This is a genomic window from Acinetobacter halobius, assembly GCF_044130335.1.
Taxonomy (GTDB): Bacteria; Pseudomonadota; Gammaproteobacteria; order Pseudomonadales; family Moraxellaceae; genus Acinetobacter.
Window position 1 is genome coordinate 1 of the sequence record NZ_JBIQOD010000003.1, and the last position, 20,361, is coordinate 20,361.

Sequence of the window (20,361 nt, forward strand, 5' to 3'; positions counted from 1 at the left end):
AGGTGAATTTATTTGAAAGGAAGCTCTTAAAGGCTCTGTTTTTACCTGACAAAAAGTGGAATAAGCAAGAAGAACCTCAACTGAGGTTCTTCTTGTGATATTTGTGGGACAGCAGTGCCTCTGAATCTCTTTCTAGTAGGTGCTTTTTTAAAATATATCACTTATTTTTTAACCCTATTGGGCTACAGTGTGAACTCAATGTTCTAAGCACATATTTTCATCTTTTTCAAAATGAAAAGAGCAACTAAGTTAGTTATAAATATACAGCTCCAGAAAAATATAGTGATATTTCAGATAAGAATAAAATCAAAGCATCGAATGGCGAGAATATGTAGAAAATCTTACAAATAAATAAAGTATTATTTATAAAGTCCAATGATTTTCAACTAGGGGCATATAAAGAAGTTCTTATTAACAGGCGCTCTTTCAATTCAAACACAAAACTCTAGACTTTATATTTTAATATTCAACGACAATTAATAATTTAATAAATGAGAATAATTCTCTTTCATTTTATGGGTTATTTCTTTATATTTATCCCGTTTTTCCAACTATATAAATATTTAGGGGTACTAGTGAAACACTCTTTCATAATTCTTACTTTGGGGCTGTTAATAACTACACTTTCTGGTTGTGCAACATCTCGTGGACTGATTCAAGTCCCTACACCTCATAATCCTACATCTTATCAAGAAGCAGCAAATTCTAAAAAAGTAGTGATTGCACTCGTTGAAGATGACCGAACTTTCGAAGATAAACCTGCAACTGCCGACATCCCATCTTTAAAAGATGGCTTGGCTAAGGCAACTGAAGCAGATAAAGCAAAAGCTGTTGCTCGTAAAAGAAATGGATATGGAAAAGCTTTAGGTGATATTTTGTTAGAAAAAGAAACTGTCTCAGAATTATTACAAAAACGTACTACCCTCGCTCTCGAACGATCTGGGTATGTAGTTCTTGAAAATAATGAAACTAACCGAGCAAATGCCGACTTTGTTCTCAACATTAAAATCAATAAGTTTTGGTCATGGTTCCAACCAGGATTTGCATCCATCAAAATCCATTCTGAAATTGACACAGATATTAGCAATACAAAAAATTTAGCTGCTGAACCTGTTCATGTTTACAGTAAAGTAGTTAAATCTGCACAAGTTGCCAATGGCACCAAATGGATTGAAAATATTGACAATGTCCTAAATGACTACGAAACCAAATTAATATCATCCTTAACAAAAGTAACGCCATAACAGCTTAATTCATATATCCAAGTATAATTTAGATGAATAAAGCCCTAAAAAAGGCTTTATTCATCCACATATTTAGTTTTAAGATAACCCCAAAAGAATCAAACATTGCAAGCCGTAAAGATTAATCAATAAATCAGCTACTCACTTTTATTTTTCTATCATAATGAGTGGGTGTGTCAGATTAATCTAGCCATTTTTTATTAAATTCCTCCTCTATATAGATGAAAAATTTATGATTCCCCATCAAATAAGTATTTTAATTAAAAAAGGATCTTTTTAATATTCAGCTTAAAATAAATATTTGCAGTAAATACATAGTTATTCTATTCAACATACATGCTTTTCTAAGGGAGGAAATCATTAGTGTGAAATTCACCAATTGATTTTATGACTTTTCCACTAACTATTAAGTTCAAGAAGCTTTAGGACTGCTGTCTGCGCATTTTTTTGCTGAATTTCTAATAATTAAATAGCATTACTTCTAAAAAATCATAGTAATGCACAAGTTTAAACCACGTTAAATAAATTCCGATACTCGCATTTTGGGTAAAATTTCTATAAACCTATTAGTTTTATTATTATTTTCAGCAGAAGGATCACATTTTTTGTGAGGATGTTAGAAACAAAAAAGCTTACCAAGGCTCTCTCCTTCCTTGATAAGCTTTTGTATTACAAAAATTATTTTGCAACCGATGCTTCAGTCGTGATATTCACTGTGATCTTATCACCTACGTTCGGCACATAAGCTCCTACACCAAATGCAGAACGGTCGAATGAAGTTGTCGCATTGAAACCAATAGATTGAGCTTTCGTCATTGGATGCTCACCTTGCTTATTCAATACAGCATCCAATACAACAGGCTTAGTCACGTTTTTAACAGTTAAGTCACCTGTGATTTTGTATTTGTTTGCACCAACTGCTTGTACTTTAGTACTTTTAAAAGTGATGTTTGGATATTTTGCTGCATCAAAGAAATCTGCACCCTGTAAGTGCTCATCCAAAGCTTTTACATTGGTGTTCAAGCTAGATAATGGAATCGTTACATTCACATACGAATTTGCAGGTTTTGCATTATCAACATTAATGACACCCTGAATGTCGCTAAAGTTTGCAGATGGTGTTGAAAAACCGAAGTGGTTCCATGAAAACACTGTTGCAGTATGTGTAGGGTCAATTTGATATGCTACAGGTTTCGCCATAGCAAATGTCGTTGCAGTTGCAACAGCCAAACCGATTGTTAAAGCTTTAAAGTTCATGTTTTTATCTCACACTGGAATACTGTTTAGTTTATAGAGTTTTACAGCGAATACACCCATAAAGATAAAACGATATGTTGCAAGTTTAGAACGATAAATTTGTTCTAAAATGTAGTCTTAGCACTACATTTTATATTGAATAAAACCTGTTTTCTTCGCGACTTTATTATAGAGTTGCTGAGCGACTAAATTATCCTGATGGGTAAGCCAATAGACTCGATCACATGCTCGCTTTTCAGTATGCATTTTGACATGTTCGATTCAAGCTCTTGCACCCCCTAGCCCACGATAGCCCTCATGCGTAAACAAATCTTGTAAGTAGGCATAAAGCTTTAGCATCTAACAGCTATCATGTTCTACCACATGCACATTACCTACAATTTGCTCATCGAGTTTCGTGGAAAAATCATACATATGTACAAGCTTAGGATCGGTAAGTTTATTCCATGTATGTTCAAAGATTTACTGATCCAGATCAGCCAGATAAAACGTTGATAGGCCTGCCACAACACCAGCCAATAGGACTGATTTATTTCGTCCAGTCGCACAATATGAATATTTTGTACTTTCATTTTGCTCTCAAAGGGATGTTAATTTTTTGTATGGCTTATATTTAAACTGAAATCGTCATAAAGAAAAAGCCTTATTGAATCACTTCAATAAGGCTTCTTTTAGACGTGAAAACCATCATAATTTTTCAATCAAAATCCGATCAATCAGCTTCATACCCGTCTGTTTTTCATGGTTTTTACGGCGAATCTTAATTTGCTTATCCTCTGCCAAGTCTTGCAATAGTAGTTCAACCGCCACCATCGCTTCCAAAGGTAGATCTGGTCCAATCCACTTCTGTTCGCCCGCATCCATTAACACGACTTCGTCATGAATTTGATCATATAAGCTCATATCTTCACCTAAAATTTATGCAACTACTGGCATCAGTATTTTGCATGTTGTATATGTCATTCAAAATAAAAAACGCCCCTAAACTGGGGCGTCTTTTTAACAGTCAACCGAGGGGGATTAAGCTGTCAATTCTTTTACTGCAGCAACGACCGCTTCAGTGGTAATACCGAAGTATTGGTATAAGTCTTTCGCTGGTGCAGATTCACCATAAGTCGTCATACCAATTACACGACCATCAAGACCTACAAACTTCCACCAGTAATCTACGTGCGCTGCTTCAACAGCAACACGTGCACGAATATTTGATGGAAGAACCGCTTCACGGTACGCTACATCTTGTTTCACAAACTCTTCTGCGCATGGCATAGATACGACACGCACACCTTCAAGCTGTGCATGTGCTTCCATTGCTAAAGATACTTCAGAGCCTGTCGCGATAATAATCGCTTTTAATTCGCCCTTTTCTTCAGCCAATACATAACCACCTTTCGCTACATTTGCAATTTGTGCATCTGTACGTGCTTGGAATGGTAGGTTTTGACGAGAGAAGATCAACGCAGTTGGGCCTTCTGAACGTACAAGTGCAGATTTCCAAGACACAGCAGCTTCAACGGTGTCACATGGACGCCAAGTATTTAAGTTTGGTGTACCACGTAAAGATGCAATTTGCTCTACAGGTTGATGCGTTGGACCATCTTCACCCAAACCAATTGAGTCATGTGTATATACATGGATTACACGTTGTTTCATCAACGCAGACATACGTACTGCATTACGCGCATATTCCATAAACATAAGGAATGTTGCAACGTAAGGAATGAAACCACCGTGAAGCGCAACACCGTTTGCAATTGCAGTCATACCAAACTCACGTACGCCATAGTGTACGTAGTTACCCGCTGGATTGTCTTGAACGCCTTGGCAACCTTTCCAAAGTGTTAAGTTAGAACCAGCCAAGTCCGCAGAACCGCCTAATAATTCAGGCAATAATGGACCGAATGCTTGCAATGTGTTTTGGCTTGCTTTACGTGTAGCAATGGTTTCGGCTTTTGCATTAGTTTCAGCAATAAACGCATCGGCTTGAGCAAGGAATTCAGCTGGCAATTCACCTGAAAGGCGACGTTTCAATTCAACTGCTTCAGTTGGATATTTTGCTGCATATTGCGCAAATAACTCATTCCAAGCCGCTTCAGAAGCTGTGCCTTTTGCTTTTGCATCCCATGCTGCATAAACGTCAGCAGGAATTTCAAATGGACCTTCTGCCCAACCTAATGCTTCACGTGTTAATGCGATTTCGTCATTACCAAGTGGCGCACCGTGACAGTCTTCTTTACCTTGTTTGTTTGGTGAACCTAGGCCAATAATCGTTTTGCAGATAATGATCGTTGGTTTTTTCGTTTCAGCTTTTGCTTGCAAAGTTGCAGCACGTAATGCATCTGCATCATGACCATCAGCTTTAAGAACTTGCCAACCGTAAGCCAAGAAACGTTGCTCTGTATCGTCAGAGAACCAACCTTCTACTTCACCATCAATCGAAATACCGTTGTCATCATAGTAAGCAATCAGTTTACCCAGACCTAAAGTACCTGCAAGTGAACATGCTTCGTGAGAAACACCTTCCATTAAACAGCCATCACCTAAGAAACAGTAAGTGAAATGGTCAACAACACTTAGGTCATCTTTATTGAACTGCGCTGCTAAAGTTTTTTCAGCTAGAGCGAAACCAACTGCGTTTGCAATCCCCTGACCAAGCGGGCCAGTCGTAGTTTCAATACCTGGTGCATAACCTAATTCTGGGTGACCCGGCGTTTTAGAGTGCAGTTGACGAAATGCTTTTAAATCTTCAATTGATAAATCATAGCCCGTAAGGTGCAATAACGCATATTGCAACATAGAGCCATGACCATTTGATAGTACAAAACGGTCACGGTTCGCCCATTGTGGGTTAGTCGGGTTATGGTTGAAAAACTCACGCCATACCACATCAGCGATATCAGCCATCCCCATTGGCGCACCTGGATGTCCAGAGTTTGCTTTTTGCACAGCATCCATTGCCAATACACGAATTGCGTTTGCAATACGACGTTCGTTAAGCGGGGTTGTCATAGGTCAGAGTCCAAACAAATGATTTAAAGAGTAAGATGAATAGAATTCAAAGATAGGTGTATTGTCTTAAAAAAAGAGGAATGGGTAAAGCCTAATGGACAATATTTCGCTATTTATTCATCATCAATGTCTAATAAATGCAGGCATTGCCTAAAATCACAACAATTTCACTCAGAAATGCCTCACTAGCTTTTCTCTAGTTCAAATCCCATACGATAGAATCTTCAACTTTTAAAAACAAAGCTCAAGCATCCTATTCACTAATCAGAACAAACCGCTATCTTTGAGTATCAAACACATCACAGCATACATTTGTATTTTTTACATACAATTAAACACGCATGGTGAATTTTATTCATTTTTTTAGATTTTTCATGAATTAGTACAAATTATTGATTATTTTCTGATGCTTATTTTGAGCATTTTTTATTTACCAACTTAACACCCAAGCCAACAAAAATTTAAACAAGCTATTGTTTTACAATTAGATAGAACCAAAGCACAAAATCTCATGATAGGTACCTGTATACTTTGAACCAAAACCCGTTATTTTGTCATTTCGAACTAAAAATAAACGCTATATCAATTTTTTAGATGCTTATATCAGATAAAAAGTCGTTGAATTGAAATAAATTCAGTCATTTTGGTCGTGTAGAACTGGCTCAAATGGCTAAGTCGATGTACCATATTGCGTCTTTTAAATTAACTGTGATAGGACTTATGCGCGAGTACGCTGTATTTACCTCGGAATCTGTAAGCGAAGGCCATCCAGATAAAATGGCTGACCAAATCAGTGATGCTATCTTGGATGCGATCTTAAAAGAAGACCCATATGCGCGGGTTGCTTGTGAAACGCTTGTAAAAACGGGTGCGGTAGTACTTGCCGGTGAAATCACAACAACTGCAAATGTTGACTTTGAAGCAGTAGTACGCCAAACCGTAAATGGCATTGGCTATCACCATTCTGACCTAGGTTTTGATGGTTCAACCTGTGCTGTGATCAACATGATTGGTAAACAGTCACCAGAGATTGCTCAAGGTGTAGACCGCCAAAAGCCTGAAGATCAAGGCGCAGGTGACCAAGGTTTAATGTTTGGTTATGCAAGCCGTGAAACTGACGTGCTTATGCCTGCTCCAATTTCATACGCACACCGTTTAATGGAAAAGCAAGCTGAACTACGTCGCAGTGGTGCTTTACCATGGTTACGTCCAGATGCAAAAAGCCAAGTGACTTTTGCTTATGAAAATGGCATGCCTGTTCGTTTAGACGCAGTGGTTCTGTCTACCCAGCACGATCCTGAAATTTCTCAAAGCAACTTAAAAGAAGCTGTTATTGAAGAAATCGTGAAAAAAGTAATTCCTGCTGAGATGTTCCATGCAGACACCAAATTCCACATCAACCCAACAGGAATGTTTGTGATTGGTGGCCCAGTGGGCGACTGTGGTTTAACAGGCCGTAAAATCATCGTAGACACCTACGGTGGTATGGCACGTCACGGTGGTGGTGCTTTCTCTGGTAAAGATCCATCTAAAGTTGACCGTTCTGCTGCTTACGCAGGTCGTTATGTTGCGAAAAACATTGTAGCTGCGGGTCTTGCAGACAAATGTGAAATCCAAGTGTCGTATGCCATTGGTGTGGCTGAGCCAACGTCTATTTCAATCAATACCTTCAATACAGCAAAAGTATCTGAAGAGCTGATCATTGCATTAGTCCGTGAACACTTCGACTTACGTCCATACGGTATCACTCGTATGCTTGACCTCATTCAACCGATGTATAAGCAAACTGCTGCTTATGGTCACTTCGGTCGCGAAGGTTCAGATACTGCATTTACATGGGAAAAAACTGACAAAGTGGAAGCGCTTAAAGCTGCAGCTGGTCTATAAGTTTGATTCCAAAAGAAACCCGCTTAATGCGGGTTTTTTTATTTTCACTGATGGAAAATAGCCCATCAGTTCAATCGTGAAGTCATTGAACATCACTTACTTTGGTTTATTTTCATGATTAAGCACATCAAAAAGTGAAGTCACAGCGGTAGGTTCACTATTTCGATCCGTCAAATAAACTTGTACAGATTTAACAATAATGGCCGCTGCTAAACATGCAACAATACAGAAAATCCAAAATCCAAAAGGGCTTCTAATATTGTGTGATCCACAGTTTGGGCAGTCTTTGTCTGTTGATGCGACAACTGTTTCGCAACAAGCGCAGTGATATTGATAGAGCATAACTTTCCCCCTTTGTTTTCTTACTTTCTTGTTTTTATTGTCCATCACCCTGCCTCACAGAATGTTAGATTAATTTATCTTATGTGAGTATTTGTTGAGGCACAAGTACCATTAACCTGAAATGCTGTCAGCAAAAACTTACACCGTAAAACTAATCAACTGAATTAAAAACAATTCCTTGTTATAACACCCAATCATGACAATTTCATTTTGTAACATAATAGTTTTTGACGTATTCCATCATATTTGCTTAAAACCCTTTAGTTTTCTAGCGATTGTTTATTAAAATACGATGCAACGATGAGGAAGAAAGAATGGTTCAGTTGATCAAAAAAGGCGGTTTACGCGAACGTGCCAACCGTAGTCGTAGCTATAAGGGCTCAGAAAATACCGAAGCGACATTGCAGCCTAACCGTTATACACAGAGTAAAAAAGACGAGGCCTCCACCTTGGAACAGATCCCATCATCTAAAGAACTTAAAGAGAACTTAGATGTAGATTGCAAGAGCATCATACCAAAGCCATAAAGCAAAAATCAGGAACAACCCACCAGAAAAAATGTCGATATAACATCCTGAACGCTGATAAGCCGCCTTAATTTTAGGTAATGACAAAAGCATCATCAACAATGCAAAAGTCATAAAAGTTTGAATTGGAATAATCACCGCAAGCTGCATTTTTAAGTAAGGACTTGCGCTAGAACTCAAGGCTAGTGAAAACACACTACTAAAATAAATCAGCGTTTTCGGGTTGGACAAGTTCGTCAGCAAACCTGACATGAAATAATGGTTGGCCTTCGGTGTAGCCAGTTTTTGACCATCATCCAGCATTGCGTCTTGCTGTATTGTGTTGATGCCTGTTTTCAACATGAACCAGCCCATACGTGCGAGAAACACCCCACCAACCAACATCAATAGCTGTTGAATCCATGGCATTTTGTCGATGAGTACAGTAAAACCTAACAAGGTTAAAACCACCCAAACCACGATGCCAACGGAAATACCTAAGATAGTTTTTAACGTATTTTTTTGTGTGGTCGAAGCTGAACTTTTGGCAATCAGCAAAACATCAGGACCGGGACTAAGCTGTGCAACAAAATGCAAAGCACAAATCGTGAAAAGCAATGACATAAAAAGAAGTATAATTTTAAAAATTAATTATATCGTTTGTTATATTTATTTTAAATCATCAACACCTCAACATTTTTAAAGCAATAAAAAAAGCCGAGTCAAACTCGGCTTTAAGATTAAATATGAAATTATTTGTTCACATCTTTCATTTCAATTTTTTTCGCATCGGGTGTTACTTCTCGTGCTTCACCATCAATAATACTCGAGTCACGGTAGCCTGAACCACCCTGCTGTTGTTGCATTTCCTGCATCTGACGCATGATGTCTGCAAATGGGTTTTGACCTTGAGCACCACCGCCCATGCCATTCATATCGCCCATCATGCCACCCATCATTTTTTCCATCATCGTTTGTTGACGCTTCATCATCACTTTCATCAATGCGCCTGTCATGGCTTTTTGGACAGCAGGGATAAGTAAAAGCACAGCTAGCACGTCCGTTAGCAAACCAGGAATCAATAAAAGAAAACCTGCAATAATTTTAGGTAGATTACTGGTTAGTGCAGGATCACCGCTCATCTGCCCTGTTTGCATTTGCTGCATTTGCGGCATTAAACCTGCTGAGTACTTGCGAATCAGGCTCATGCCAATAAAGAAAGCAGCAATAAACCAGAAGAATACGTACCACATACTACCAACGAGGTCGCCCACGCCAATCCATACGAAAACTTCGAGAATGACACCAGCCAATATAAAAAGAAATAATTTCATGAAAATTAATCTAATCTCAACAAAATGAATAAGGTGCAATGATCAACTGCTCAATCTACATCAAGCTTTTTTCATCCGCTTATGTAACAATATGGGCATATATTTTTTTTTAAAGGGCTTGCATGTCATTAATTATTGGTATTGACCCCGGTTCTCGCCTCACAGGCTACGGTATTATTCAAAAAGAAGGTCAAAAACTAATTTTTGTCGATGCTGGCACGATTCGTACTGAAACAGCTGATATGCCTGAACGGCTAAAGCGTATTTTTGCAGGGATTGATCGTATTGTAAAATTTCATGGTCCAACTGAAGCTGCTGTTGAACAAGTCTTTATGGCACAAAACCCTGACTCCGCACTGAAGCTCGGGCAAGCACGTGGTGCCGCAATTGCTGCACTAGTAAACCTAGACTTACAAGTTGCAGAATACACAGCCCGTCAAATTAAACAGTCTGTGGTCGGTTACGGTGCTGCAGACAAAGAACAAGTACAAATTATGGTGATGAAACTTTTAAACCTGAGCATCAAACCACAGCAAGATGCCGCCGATGCGCTTGCTGCTGCCATCTGTCATGCGCATGCTTCGGGCAGTATGACCAAACTTGCTGTACTCAATGCTTTAGGCGGCATGGCACGTGGACGCAGCCGTAGTAGCTCTCGTCGACGCTAATGAATTAAGTGACATAGCCTTTAAAATCTTTACGCATTTCACGTACTGAAGGTGCTTTGGGATAGGTGGCGATCAGCATTCTTCCTGAAGTGCGCAAATTTTTCTTTTGAGCAGGGTCAATACGGATAAAGACCAACTCTTCTGGTTCATTGCGATGGTTGATCTCACAAATCATAATGGTGTAATTTTTTTCAATCACTTTATAACGACTAAATGCCTGTTGCACAATTTGCTTAAAGTTTTTTTGCCCACCTGTTGGTGCAAGTTGAGTGTAAATCACCAAAAGTATACATGCACCAACCACCAAGGCGACCAGTAAGTATTTATCCATTCTTCCCCCATTTTTATTTTTGAATTCAATAGTTTCTATTCAAACGCTAGAAACATCATAAGATTGACCAATAAAATATGCAAAAAAGATCACCAAAAGTTTCATACGAGAATAAGATTAAATCAATCATTTACGTCCTATTCAGGAGGCACTTTTCTAAAGCTTGAATATTTGCAGAAATTAATTCTTTTCTCCAAATTAATTCAATCTGGATGCGTCCTAATGCTGAATCTATATAATGTACGGACAATAAATCTTGATTTGGAAAAGTATCTAACATCGTTTTGGGAATAATCGCAATCCCCATGCCCGCGGCTACACCACCTAGAATTGCGTGATAGGATGCAACCTCAGCTATCCTTTTTGGTGTGATATTAAAGGACTGATACCAGTTTAAAAGTCGATCCCGATAAGAACAACCCTCTTTAAATGCAAGAATAGTTGCACTTTCAGCATCTGAAGGCATTAAAATTTTAGGATGCCCCTTAGGTGCAATAATTATAAGTTCTTCATCATAAATGAGCGAACGATTCAACAGTGGATTTTGAGGAGCATCTCCAATTAGAACAACATCTAACTCGCCATCCAGTAAAGATTGATATAAACCATCGCGTATACCTGTAACCAGTTCCAATTTAATTGCAGGATAAATCGAATATAACTGAGCTAGTGGTGCGGGTAATCTTGTTGCCGCCATACTTTCCAATGCCCCCACTCGTAAAGGCCCACTAGGCTGATCAGCTTTGATTGTATTTTCAGCTTCATACGCCAGTGCTACGATTTGCTTTGCATATTGATATAGTAATAATGCTTTGGGTGTCGCAACTAAACTTTTTTTCTCTCGAATAAAAAGTGACACTCCCAAATACTCCTCAAGCTGTTGTAAGCGAATAGTAATTGCGGAAGGTACTCGGTTTAACTTTTTGGCTGCACCAGTAATACTTCCAGTTTCAATAAGCACAATAAGTGTTTTAAGTTGGCTAATTTCCATGATTCAATAAAATTAAACGATTTACTCAATATTATTTAATTTTATTGAAGAAAAATACCCTCTAACATTCGAGACCTTAATTTTATAATGTGTAGAAGATGTCGATGCCTTTCGTAAATGTGAAAGTGACAGGTGGAAATGAAGCGCCTACGATTGAACAAAAGAAGCAAATTATTGACGGGATTACTCAGCTCTTAGTCACCGTTTTAAATAAAAATCCAGCAACAACGATGGTCATTATTGATGAAGTTGAAATGGACAATTGGGGTGTCGCGGGAAAAACCACAACAGAACGTCGACTAGAGGCTCAAAAATGAAAAAACTTGGATTAATTGGTGGTATAGGCCCCGAATCTACCCTGCTTTATTATAAAAAACTGGTTTATTCCTTACAGGAAAAAGTTGGACCAACATTCTTCCCCAACTTAGCAATCGAAAGCCTAAATGTATTTGAAGTTTTAGCGTTCTGTGAGCATGAAGATTTTGAAGGGCTGATTTCATACTTAATGAAAGGAATTAATAGCCTCATTGCTGGTGGTGCAGAAATTATTGCCTTAACAGGCAACACCCCTCACATTGTGTTTGATCAACTTCAAGCAAATTCGACAGTACCCTTAATAAGTATTGTAGAGGCGACAAAAAAGGAAGCACAACGTCAAAATTATGCAAAAATTGGGCTATTCGGAACACAGTTTACAATGCAGGCAGCGTTTTTTAAAAAGCCTTTTGTAGAAGCTGGAATAAATATTGTGATGCCTCACTCGGATGAGCAGTTATTTATTGCAGACAAAATTTCTAACGAATTAGAGCATGGGATTGTTTCCGTTGAAACACAAAAACAGATGCTCCAAATTGTGCAACGAATGCATGAAGAAGATGATATTGATGCCATTATATTAGGCTGTACGGAACTGCCTTTAATATTTAAGGATACTATTTTACCGCTCCCTACTTTGAATACCTTAGAGATTCACATTCAAGAGTTAATCAACGTAATTTGTAATTAATATACCCCCTAAAAGTGACTTCATCTAGATTCCCAGAAAGTTCCAATTGTGCAAATAGAGATTAATGGATTTTATATATTTACTCCTAAACCATCCATTTTATAGTGTAATAAGTATATTAAATATATCTAAGACACTGATTATCAAATATTTCAGGAGAATTATAGCCTTTCAGTTCTATGAGTTGCTTTATATAAAAATTCAACTAAGTAAAGAAATACTGAATTATATATTTTTACTCTTCGCATATTGAAAAGCTTTCGTTCCTGTCTATCTAACGTCTCTTTTTTACTCTGCATCTAAAACAATAGACCTCTTGTGTAAGTACTATTTTCAATCATTTTAGAATTGATCAAACTTAATAAAATCAACGCTTACACCTGATTATATTTTGACTTTTGCAAGAGGTCTAATATAAAAAAGCCCATCAAATGAGATGGGCTTTTTTACAACTGGTTTAATCTACACCGTTCAAACTTACTTTTTCTTTTTAGATTTTAGATATTCCTGATAAGACTCTTCCGCAAAACGTCGTAATGAATCACCAATGGCTGCATATTGAAATTCATTCAGATTTGCTAAGGATGCACGTGCAGAAGGATGTTGTACGCCAAAACCTGAGCCTGGAAGTAAAACCACGCCCGTTTCATCCGCCACACGGAAAAGTAATTCAGTTGGGTTTTTATTTTTCATAACCCAGTCTGCAAACTCATCACCATAAAGCGTCCGCGAAGTATTTTCCAAATTCACCAGTGTATAGTAATCGACTGCATTTGGATCTTGAGGAACATCAACACCCAGTTGTCGATACAGTGCTGCATCACGCTCACGCACCACAGATTTAACTGCTTTTTTATAACTTTGACGTGAATCCATTAAGTTAAATAACGCAAATAAAACCATTTGAACCTGTTGTGGTGTAGACAGTCCAGCGGTGTGATTTAAGGCCACATTACGACTATCTGCCACCAGACGATCAATAAATTTGATACTCGATGGGTCAGTCGTAAGTGATGAATAGCGTTCTTCTAGTTCTTTTTTGTCTTTTTTAGATAATTCAGTAAGCTTCTTATCCAAAATATTATTGTTGGTCATGGCGATGACCCCAAGACGCCAGCCTGTCGCACCAAAGTATTTGGAGAACGAATAAACCAAAATGGTGTTATCTGGACAAATGGCGAATAATGATTTGAAATTATCAGCAAATGTTCCATACACATCATCGGTCAAAATAATCAGATCAGGACGTTTTTTAACAATATCTGCCAAAATCGCCAAGCCTTCATCACTCATTTTAACTGAGGGCGGATTACTTGGATTCACCAAGAAGAAAGCTTTAATTGATGGATCTTCTAGTTTGCGAAGCTCTGACTCTGGATATTGCCATCCTTGTTTTGGATCTGCCTCAATCAATACTTCTTCTAGCTGATAATCATTGAGTTTTGGAATTTCTAAATAAGGGGTAAAAATCGGGGTACCGATGGCAATTCGATCACCCGTAGCAATAATTTTATTTTCTTTAAGCGAGTTAAAAATATATGCCATTGCTGCTGTTCCGCCCTCTACGGCAAACAGGTCTAAGCCATCTTTTGGCATACCTTGCACGCCCATTTCACGTAGCACATATTCTTTAATGATGGTTTCGCTGAGGCGTAGCATCCGATCTGGAACAGGATAATTACAACCCAAAATACCTTCAACCATTTCCAGTAAAAATGCATCTGGGTCTAAGCCCAGCTGGTCTCTGACGTAAGAAATTGCTTTTCCTAAAAACACTACGCCTGGCTTATCACGATTTTCAAGTACAAAGTTATCAAAGCGAGATTGCAAACCGACAGGTCGTGGAAAACCCCCGAGCCCTTCTGGCATATATGAAAATGAAAACTCAGATTCGGTTGCAGAAAATAAACCCAGTTGGAAAAAAGCCCTACGAGGCACAGTTGCAAGGAAGTTTGGGTTTCCTCGACCTGCGTTCAGCATCATCCGATCAGTTCGACTTTCTGCGAGTGCAATCAGTTTATCTTTTAATTCAAATGGGCTTAGTTTTGCGTATTTTGAGTAATCAACGTTCCCCATGGGAAGTCTCCTTTAATTATAGTGAAGCCAAAGATTTATTGTTAAACATCAATTTTTAAGCTAAACCCACAATCAGTGGACCCAACAAGGTGAGGAAAACATTGGCCAATGCATAGGTAATTGCAAAAGGAACCGTAGGAATTGAATTGCCTGCTTTATCAAGCACTCCACCAAATGCTGGGTTTGCACTGCGTGAACCAGTTAAAGCACCTGCCATGACTGCGACATTGTCATAACGCAGGACATAACGTGCGAAAAGCATCGAAAGAATGAGTGGCACAACGGTGACCACCACACCAATCATAAATAATGACAAGCCACTGTCTTTAATGGTTTGAATGGCCTGTAAGCCTGACTGCAAGCAAACTGCCGCCACAAATCCTGCAAGACCTAGATCTTTAAGTAACTGCGAAGCGGCTAAAGGCATATTGCCATGAACTTGATTTCGGCTACGTAACCAACCAAACAACAGACCTGATAAAAGTGCTCCACCGCCAGCACCAAGCGTCAGCGGAACATCACCGATACGCACGACAAATAAGCCAATTAATAGACCCACCACTAAACCCGCGCCATGGAAGATCCAGTCTGTTTTTAAGCTCTCTGGTAAGGCTTTACCTGCTTCTTTGACTAAACGCTCAAGATCACTTTTGGTTCCGTATACGGTCACCACATCGCCTTGACGCAACATGGTTTCATCATTTAAGAGTTGTGTTTCGTCCTGACGTTTAATGCCCAATACATAAATACCGTGTTTAAGATAATCAGGCGTATTGGCTTTGACATCGCCTAGTGTTCGATTGATGTATTTAGAATTTCTTAAAATGACATCCGTCGTATCCATGACCATTTCCATGCCTTGGGACGATTGGAGTTCTGAACCAATATTCTCTGCAATAGAAACAACACTTGCTCTGCGACCGACAATGAGAACCACATCATCTGTTTGTAACGTAATTTCAGGAGATACATCAATAAACTGATCTTTACGTTTAAGCCGCTCAATGGTAATGCCTGATTTTTGGGCTTCTAATTCTGCAATTGTTTTTCCAGAGGCTTGTTGGACTTTATAAATTCGTCCTACAATTTCTGGCATCGCCAGTTCTTGACCTGGGGCAAGTTCAAAAGCACCTTTTAAACGCTCAGACTGCGCTTTAAGTGCATCATCATGAATTTCTCGCCCCATAAATTTCGGCAAGATGTTCACACAAATAATAATCGCACCTAGAGAACCAAAAATATAAGTCACGGCATAGCCAATTGCGACATTGGCTTGCAGTCGTTGAATCTCTGCCATTGGCAAATCTAAGCGCGAGAGAGCATCGCCTGCTGTGCCAATAATGGCAGACTGTGTCATACCACCTGCGGCTAAGCCTGCAGCCAAACCTTTATCTAGATCAAAGATTTTTGCCATAGCAAGCACGGTGATAAGTCCGCAAATGGCCATAAAGGCAGCCAGTAAAATTTCTTTAATCGACTGAGGTCCGAGAGATTTGAAGAATTGCGGCCCACTTTCAAACCCAACCGCATAAATAAATAGGGCAAATAGAATAGCTTTCACACCATTATCAACAGGGATACCAATCAAACTGAGAATCACTGCAACCAGCAATGATCCTGCGACACCACCAAATTGAAACTTACCAAATTGAAATTGACCAATCCAAAAGCCTATTGCCAAAGACAAAAACAATAGAATTTCGGGACTATGTTTTAATTCACCTTGTAGCCACTCAATCATATTATGGACTCACTTTTATTATTAGGCTTATTGTTAAAACTAAGAATTATTTTCCAACTGTTAAAATACGCCTCAGAAAATATAAATGCAAATATATTGGTTGTATTTATAAAAATGAATATTATTTATTTCAAAATTATTTAATTTTTATATCACCAACCAAAATAGTCGAAATTAATGTTTTTTCGTGTAACAAAAACCCCATGTAATATTTAAAATAATTTTTATTATATGTATTTTGTTTTTACATATTAATATAAATATATGATTTATTTATTTTTAAAAAAAAATCTTGTTTTAATAATCCATTTTTTATATTGTGATTTAGTTCACAACTAGAATTTTAAAATTGCTCGCATCCTTGCGAATTTTACTCAACCATATTTTGTAGCTACTTTGAAGCCCTCAAGTTTCGAAATTGAACTGTGCAAAAAATATAGAAAGTGCATGTTGCGCAATTTCAGCATCTTGAAAAGATTTTGCACCTGATACTCCGATTGCTCCAACCAATTGCCCTTCATACATAATCGGTTCGCCACCTTCGAGCATTCCCGAAAAGCTTTGCATGCTCAGAAAACCCATCTGCCCAGATCGAATCAAGTCTTCAAATAACTTTGATGGGCGACGACTCATTGCTGAACATTTGGCTTTTTCAATACATAAATTTGCTGTCATAGGCGATGCTCCATCCATTCGCTTCATTGTCAGTAAAACTCCTGTTTCATCTACAACAGCAATACTTACATTAAGTTCATGCGTCTGAGCATAATCAAAAGCATGACTTAGTATAAATTCAGCATCTACCAACGTTAAACAATGTTTGATTTTCATTTTTCATTCCTCCAAATACCTAATACAAAAAAGCCCATCAATTAAGATGGGCTGTATAATGATAGAACTGAAAATTTACTTCATGCTGGCAAAAACATCTTTTGCGGCCTGAAGAGTAAATTCAATGTCTTCATCTGTATGTGCGGCAGAAATAAAACCTGCTTCAAATGCTGAAGGTGCAAGGTTCACGCCACGGTCTAACATGCCATGGAAGAATTTACGGAATGCGTCGATATCGCACTTGAGCATCGAGTCGAAGCTGGTAATGTCTTCTTGATCGGTAAAGTACAAACCAAACATACCACCTACTTGTTGTGTTTTAAAAGCAATACCTGCTTCATTGGCCGCTACTTGTAAACCAGCAAGAAGTTTTTCTAGCTGCGCTGTCAATTTTTCGTAGAATCCCTCTTGGCGCAGGTGCTTAAACATCTCAATCCCTGCACGCATTGCAAGTGGATTCCCCGACAATGTTCCAGCTTGGTAAACTTTACCCAGTGGAGCAATACACTCCATCACTTCTCGTTTACCGCCAAATGCACCAACAGGTAAGCCTGCACCAATAATTTTGCCCAAGGTGGTTAAATCTGGGGTCACGCCATAGTGAGCTTGCGCACCGCCTAGCCCAACACGGAAACCTGTCATCACTTCATCAATGATAAAAACAGAACCATATTCATCACACACATCACGAATCGCTTGCAAGAATCCATCAATTGGTTTCACAAGGTTCATGTTTCCTGCTACAGGTTCAACAATCACCCCTGCAATCTCGGAACCAAACTTAGCAAAGCACTCTTTTAAGGTTGCAATATCGTTATACGGAAGTGTGAGCGTATGTTTGGCAAAGTCAGCAGGAACGCCCGCTGAGGTGGCTTCCCCCTCACCATTGGTTAACAAGCCTGAACCCGCTTTGACCAATAATGAGTCTGAATGACCGTGGTAACAGCCTTCAAATTTGACAATCTTGTCACGACCTGTGTAGCCTCGCGCAAGACGAATCGCAGTCATAGTTGCTTCAGTACCTGAATTGGTCATACGTACCAACTCAATTGACGGCATAATTTCGCAAATAATGTCGGCCAAAGTCGTTTCATGTACAGTAGGTGCACCAAAACTTAAACCATCTACCGCAGCACTTTGTACAGCTTTAATAATTTCAGGATGAGCATGACCTAAAATCATTGGTCCCCATGAGCCTACGTAGTCCACATAGCGTTTACCATCCACATCATACAAATACGCACCTTGCGCCTTTTCAATAAAGACAGGCGTTCCACCTACACTATTAAAGGCACGTACAGGTGAGTTCACACCACCTGGAATATGTTTGCTAGCTTGTTTAAACAATTGTTCTTGCTTTGGAGATAAGCTCATGAAATTACTCAACTCAAAAAATAAAAAGACATCTAAAACACTTAAGCTTTAGATGCAAATAAATCAGCCCACTGTTCAATACGATCGGGAATCGCAGACATTGATCGACCTAATATATCACTAATCACTGCGCAAAGGTCGGCACCCGCATCAATCACTTCACTTGAATTTTCAACTGTTAAACCGCCAATTGCACAAATGGGCACATTCAATCTGGCTTTGGCTTCTTTTAAAGTCTCCAAACCAATATGACCTGCTTCTGGCTTGGTATGAGTTGCATATATTGCACCAAAAGCCACATAAGTTGCCCCTTCAGCAATCGCTTTTTCAGCAAGTTCAATCGAGTTTAGACAAGTACGACCGATAACCACGCCTTGAGGCAAACGGGCAACAGCTTCAGCAACTTCACCATCATCTTGTCCCAAATGCACCCCAACGCCGTACTTAACCGCCATTTCCAAGTCATCATTAATCACAAAAGGAACTCGATATTCAGCACACATAGCTTTCATGTACTCAACTTCATAGTCTTGCTGTTCTTTGGGTACTTTCTTACGACGATATTGCAAAATCGCAATTTCACCAGTTGCCATCGCACCCTCCAACTTAGCCAAAAGTAGCTCTAATGGATCATCATTTGTAATTAGATATAAACCGCGCATTTAATTCTACCTTTGGGTTATGTTGTTCTATTATAAAGCTAAAAATCAATCTAACCTTAATGAATTGAGATTGAAAACATACTGCTTTGTACAAAAAAGTCGCGACTAAACAAGTGCCGTCTAAAAATACCTATTATCAGTGATAGCCACCCCAACGCTTTCGCAGTTTAATGGATACATAAGGTAACAAGAACAAAATTAAAATAACAACTTCATAACAAGAATAAGAGATGAGCAGCGATCTAAACGGCTTTTTAGCTTTTTAAACCAGTGATGTTCAAACAACATCATAAAAAGCTAAAAAGCCGCGTATTTTATTTGAATATGACATAAAAAAAGCCTAGAGAAGGTCACTCTAGGCTTGGAAAACTCAAAGCAAAGATAAGCTAAATGTGCCTACTTGCAATAAGATGAAAATATATACAACGACTTCATTATTAGAACATTCACTTTAACATTGCAACTGTTAATTTCGGGTTGCGACGAATATTTTCATCATTTGGTCATAAAGTACTTCACTCACTTGGAATTTTATCAAAAGTACGATCTTGTAAGCTAAGGTTTCCGCGTAACACATCGAAGAACATGCGCCAATCCGAGATAAAACTATACACAGGCTGTTTAAAACTGGCTGGCTTATTTTTTTCAAAAACAAAATGACCTACCCACGCACAGGCATAGCCAGAGACTAAGCCGTAGACAAAATAACGTGGTTTGCGTTTAAGTATGGCTTTAGAGAAAAAGTACAGCCCCATCGAACTGCCCGTGACGTGCAACCGACGGCTCATGATATTACGGTGTTCTGTTAGATAAAAACGATAAAACTGCTGAAAGTCCTTAATCGGCAACTGAAAATTAGGTTCTACATCACGTTCCTGTTTCGGTTCAACCTGTGCATTCATCTGTCATCATCCTGATGGTTTTCTACCAACATAGCCGAAAATGTTCAGTCTGCAAAGTGCAATCGCCTCTAAGAAAGTTTCCAATAAAAACAGAATTGTTTTTTGATCAATCTCTCACTGCAACTTTGTTTTATTGTGTCGTCAAGTCTTACATACGGTCTCTTTTTCGCTACAATTCAGTTGTCCATTGGTGTGCCTTT

20 protein-coding genes and 1 pseudogene are annotated in these 20,361 nt (G+C 38.7%); 6 read left to right on the top strand and 15 right to left on the bottom strand.

What is annotated here, in order from left to right; genetic code table 11:
* Positions 1–590 precede the first annotated feature (590 nt).
* On the top strand, positions 591–1,244 hold the full coding sequence (locus ACE01U_RS03805) for a flagellar biosynthesis protein (protein WP_110975886.1): 654 nt from the start codon (positions 591–593) through the stop codon (positions 1,242–1,244).
* Between the two features lie 678 nt (positions 1,245–1,922).
* On the opposite strand, the gene ACE01U_RS03810 is transcribed toward ACE01U_RS03805, so the two are convergent.
* The 4 genes and pseudogenes from ACE01U_RS03810 to tkt all read right to left on the bottom strand — a co-directional run bounded on the left by ACE01U_RS03810 (position 1,923) and on the right by tkt (position 5,510).
* Positions 1,923–2,501, bottom strand: coding sequence for a YceI family protein (locus tag ACE01U_RS03810; protein WP_086210178.1), 579 nt, complete (start codon positions 2,499–2,501; stop codon positions 1,923–1,925).
* 123 nt (positions 2,502–2,624) lie between these two features.
* Positions 2,625–3,073 (bottom strand): annotated as a pseudogene (locus tag ACE01U_RS03815) (GNAT family N-acetyltransferase).
* 115 nt (positions 3,074–3,188) lie between these two features.
* The gene (locus tag ACE01U_RS03820; RefSeq protein ID WP_004696769.1) at positions 3,189–3,404 is read right to left on the bottom strand and encodes a hypothetical protein; all 216 of its coding nucleotides are present in this window, start codon (positions 3,402–3,404) and stop codon (positions 3,189–3,191) included.
* Positions 3,405–3,521: 117 nt separating this feature from the next.
* Positions 3,522–5,510, bottom strand: coding sequence for a transketolase (gene tkt / locus ACE01U_RS03825; RefSeq protein ID WP_395578749.1), 1,989 nt, complete (start codon positions 5,508–5,510; stop codon positions 3,522–3,524).
* 720 nt (positions 5,511–6,230) lie between these two features.
* Between tkt and metK the strand changes: the two genes are divergently transcribed.
* A complete protein-coding gene (gene metK / locus ACE01U_RS03830; RefSeq protein WP_086210181.1) occupies positions 6,231–7,397 on the top strand; it encodes a methionine adenosyltransferase in 1,167 nt (388 codons plus the stop codon).
* Between the two features lie 96 nt (positions 7,398–7,493).
* On the opposite strand, the gene ACE01U_RS03835 is transcribed toward metK, so the two are convergent.
* Entirely contained in the window at positions 7,494–7,739 is a 246-nt protein-coding gene (locus tag ACE01U_RS03835) for a hypothetical protein (RefSeq protein WP_162900260.1), read from the bottom strand.
* Positions 7,740–8,053: 314 nt separating this feature from the next.
* Between ACE01U_RS03835 and ACE01U_RS03840 the strand changes: the two genes are divergently transcribed.
* Positions 8,054–8,266 carry a hypothetical protein gene (locus ACE01U_RS03840; RefSeq protein ID WP_086210183.1) on the top strand — a complete coding sequence of 71 codons (213 nt, stop codon included), beginning with the start codon at positions 8,054–8,056 and terminating at the stop codon, positions 8,264–8,266.
* Here ACE01U_RS03840 and ACE01U_RS03845 read toward each other — a convergent pair.
* Entirely contained in the window at positions 8,228–8,869 is a 642-nt protein-coding gene (locus ACE01U_RS03845; RefSeq protein WP_395578750.1) for a LysE family transporter, read from the bottom strand. The genes ACE01U_RS03840 and ACE01U_RS03845 overlap by 39 nt on opposite strands.
* 128 nt (positions 8,870–8,997) lie before the next feature.
* Positions 8,998–9,579 (bottom strand): FxsA family protein, encoded by a 582-nt coding sequence (locus tag ACE01U_RS03850; protein ID WP_086210185.1) that lies wholly within the window; start codon positions 9,577–9,579, stop codon positions 8,998–9,000.
* A gap of 122 nt (positions 9,580–9,701) precedes the next feature.
* Between ACE01U_RS03850 and ruvC the strand changes: the two genes are divergently transcribed.
* The gene (gene ruvC, locus ACE01U_RS03855) at positions 9,702–10,247 is read left to right on the top strand and encodes a crossover junction endodeoxyribonuclease RuvC (protein ID WP_395578751.1); all 546 of its coding nucleotides are present in this window, start codon (positions 9,702–9,704) and stop codon (positions 10,245–10,247) included.
* Between the two features lie 4 nt (positions 10,248–10,251).
* Here the strand turns inward: ruvC and ACE01U_RS03860 are convergent, their stop codons facing one another.
* Both ACE01U_RS03860 and ACE01U_RS03865 read right to left on the bottom strand, forming a co-directional pair.
* Positions 10,252–10,578 (bottom strand): hypothetical protein, encoded by a 327-nt coding sequence (locus ACE01U_RS03860; protein WP_086210187.1) that lies wholly within the window; start codon positions 10,576–10,578, stop codon positions 10,252–10,254.
* A gap of 130 nt (positions 10,579–10,708) precedes the next feature.
* On the bottom strand, positions 10,709–11,569 hold the full coding sequence (locus tag ACE01U_RS03865) for a LysR family transcriptional regulator (RefSeq protein WP_395578752.1): 861 nt from the start codon (positions 11,567–11,569) through the stop codon (positions 10,709–10,711).
* Between the two features lie 104 nt (positions 11,570–11,673).
* On the opposite strand from ACE01U_RS03865, the gene ACE01U_RS03870 reads away from it, so the two are divergent.
* Together ACE01U_RS03870 and ACE01U_RS03875 are read left to right on the top strand one after the other, a co-directional pair.
* Complete coding sequence (locus ACE01U_RS03870) at positions 11,674–11,886, top strand: tautomerase family protein (RefSeq protein ID WP_086210244.1); 213 nt, start codon at positions 11,674–11,676, stop codon at positions 11,884–11,886.
* Positions 11,883–12,575, top strand: a complete 693-nt coding sequence (locus ACE01U_RS03875) for an aspartate/glutamate racemase family protein (RefSeq protein WP_395578753.1) — start codon at positions 11,883–11,885, stop codon at positions 12,573–12,575. The genes ACE01U_RS03870 and ACE01U_RS03875 overlap by 4 nt, the downstream gene beginning before the upstream one ends.
* 477 nt (positions 12,576–13,052) lie before the next feature.
* Here the strand turns inward: ACE01U_RS03875 and ACE01U_RS03880 are convergent, their stop codons facing one another.
* The 6 genes from ACE01U_RS03880 to ACE01U_RS03905 all read right to left on the bottom strand — a co-directional run bounded on the left by ACE01U_RS03880 (position 13,053) and on the right by ACE01U_RS03905 (position 20,161).
* On the bottom strand, positions 13,053–14,651 hold the full coding sequence (locus ACE01U_RS03880; protein ID WP_086210190.1) for a bifunctional aspartate transaminase/aspartate 4-decarboxylase: 1,599 nt from the start codon (positions 14,649–14,651) through the stop codon (positions 13,053–13,055).
* 55 nt (positions 14,652–14,706) lie between these two features.
* Complete coding sequence (aspT, locus tag ACE01U_RS03885) at positions 14,707–16,392, bottom strand: aspartate-alanine antiporter (protein ID WP_395578754.1); 1,686 nt, start codon at positions 16,390–16,392, stop codon at positions 14,707–14,709.
* 405 nt (positions 16,393–16,797) lie between these two features.
* Positions 16,798–17,223: a GlcG/HbpS family heme-binding protein gene (locus ACE01U_RS03890; protein WP_086210192.1), complete on the bottom strand. Its 426-nt coding sequence runs from the start codon at positions 17,221–17,223 to the stop codon at positions 16,798–16,800.
* 75 nt (positions 17,224–17,298) lie between these two features.
* The gene (gene hemL / locus ACE01U_RS03895; RefSeq protein ID WP_086210193.1) at positions 17,299–18,597 is read right to left on the bottom strand and encodes a glutamate-1-semialdehyde 2,1-aminomutase; all 1,299 of its coding nucleotides are present in this window, start codon (positions 18,595–18,597) and stop codon (positions 17,299–17,301) included.
* Positions 18,598–18,638: 41 nt separating this feature from the next.
* Positions 18,639–19,259: a thiamine phosphate synthase gene (gene thiE, locus ACE01U_RS03900; protein ID WP_086210194.1), complete on the bottom strand. Its 621-nt coding sequence runs from the start codon at positions 19,257–19,259 to the stop codon at positions 18,639–18,641.
* A 515-nt stretch (positions 19,260–19,774) separates the two neighbouring features.
* Positions 19,775–20,161: an Mpo1-like protein gene (locus ACE01U_RS03905; protein ID WP_395578755.1), complete on the bottom strand. Its 387-nt coding sequence runs from the start codon at positions 20,159–20,161 to the stop codon at positions 19,775–19,777.
* Between the last annotated feature and the right edge of the window lie 200 nt (positions 20,162–20,361).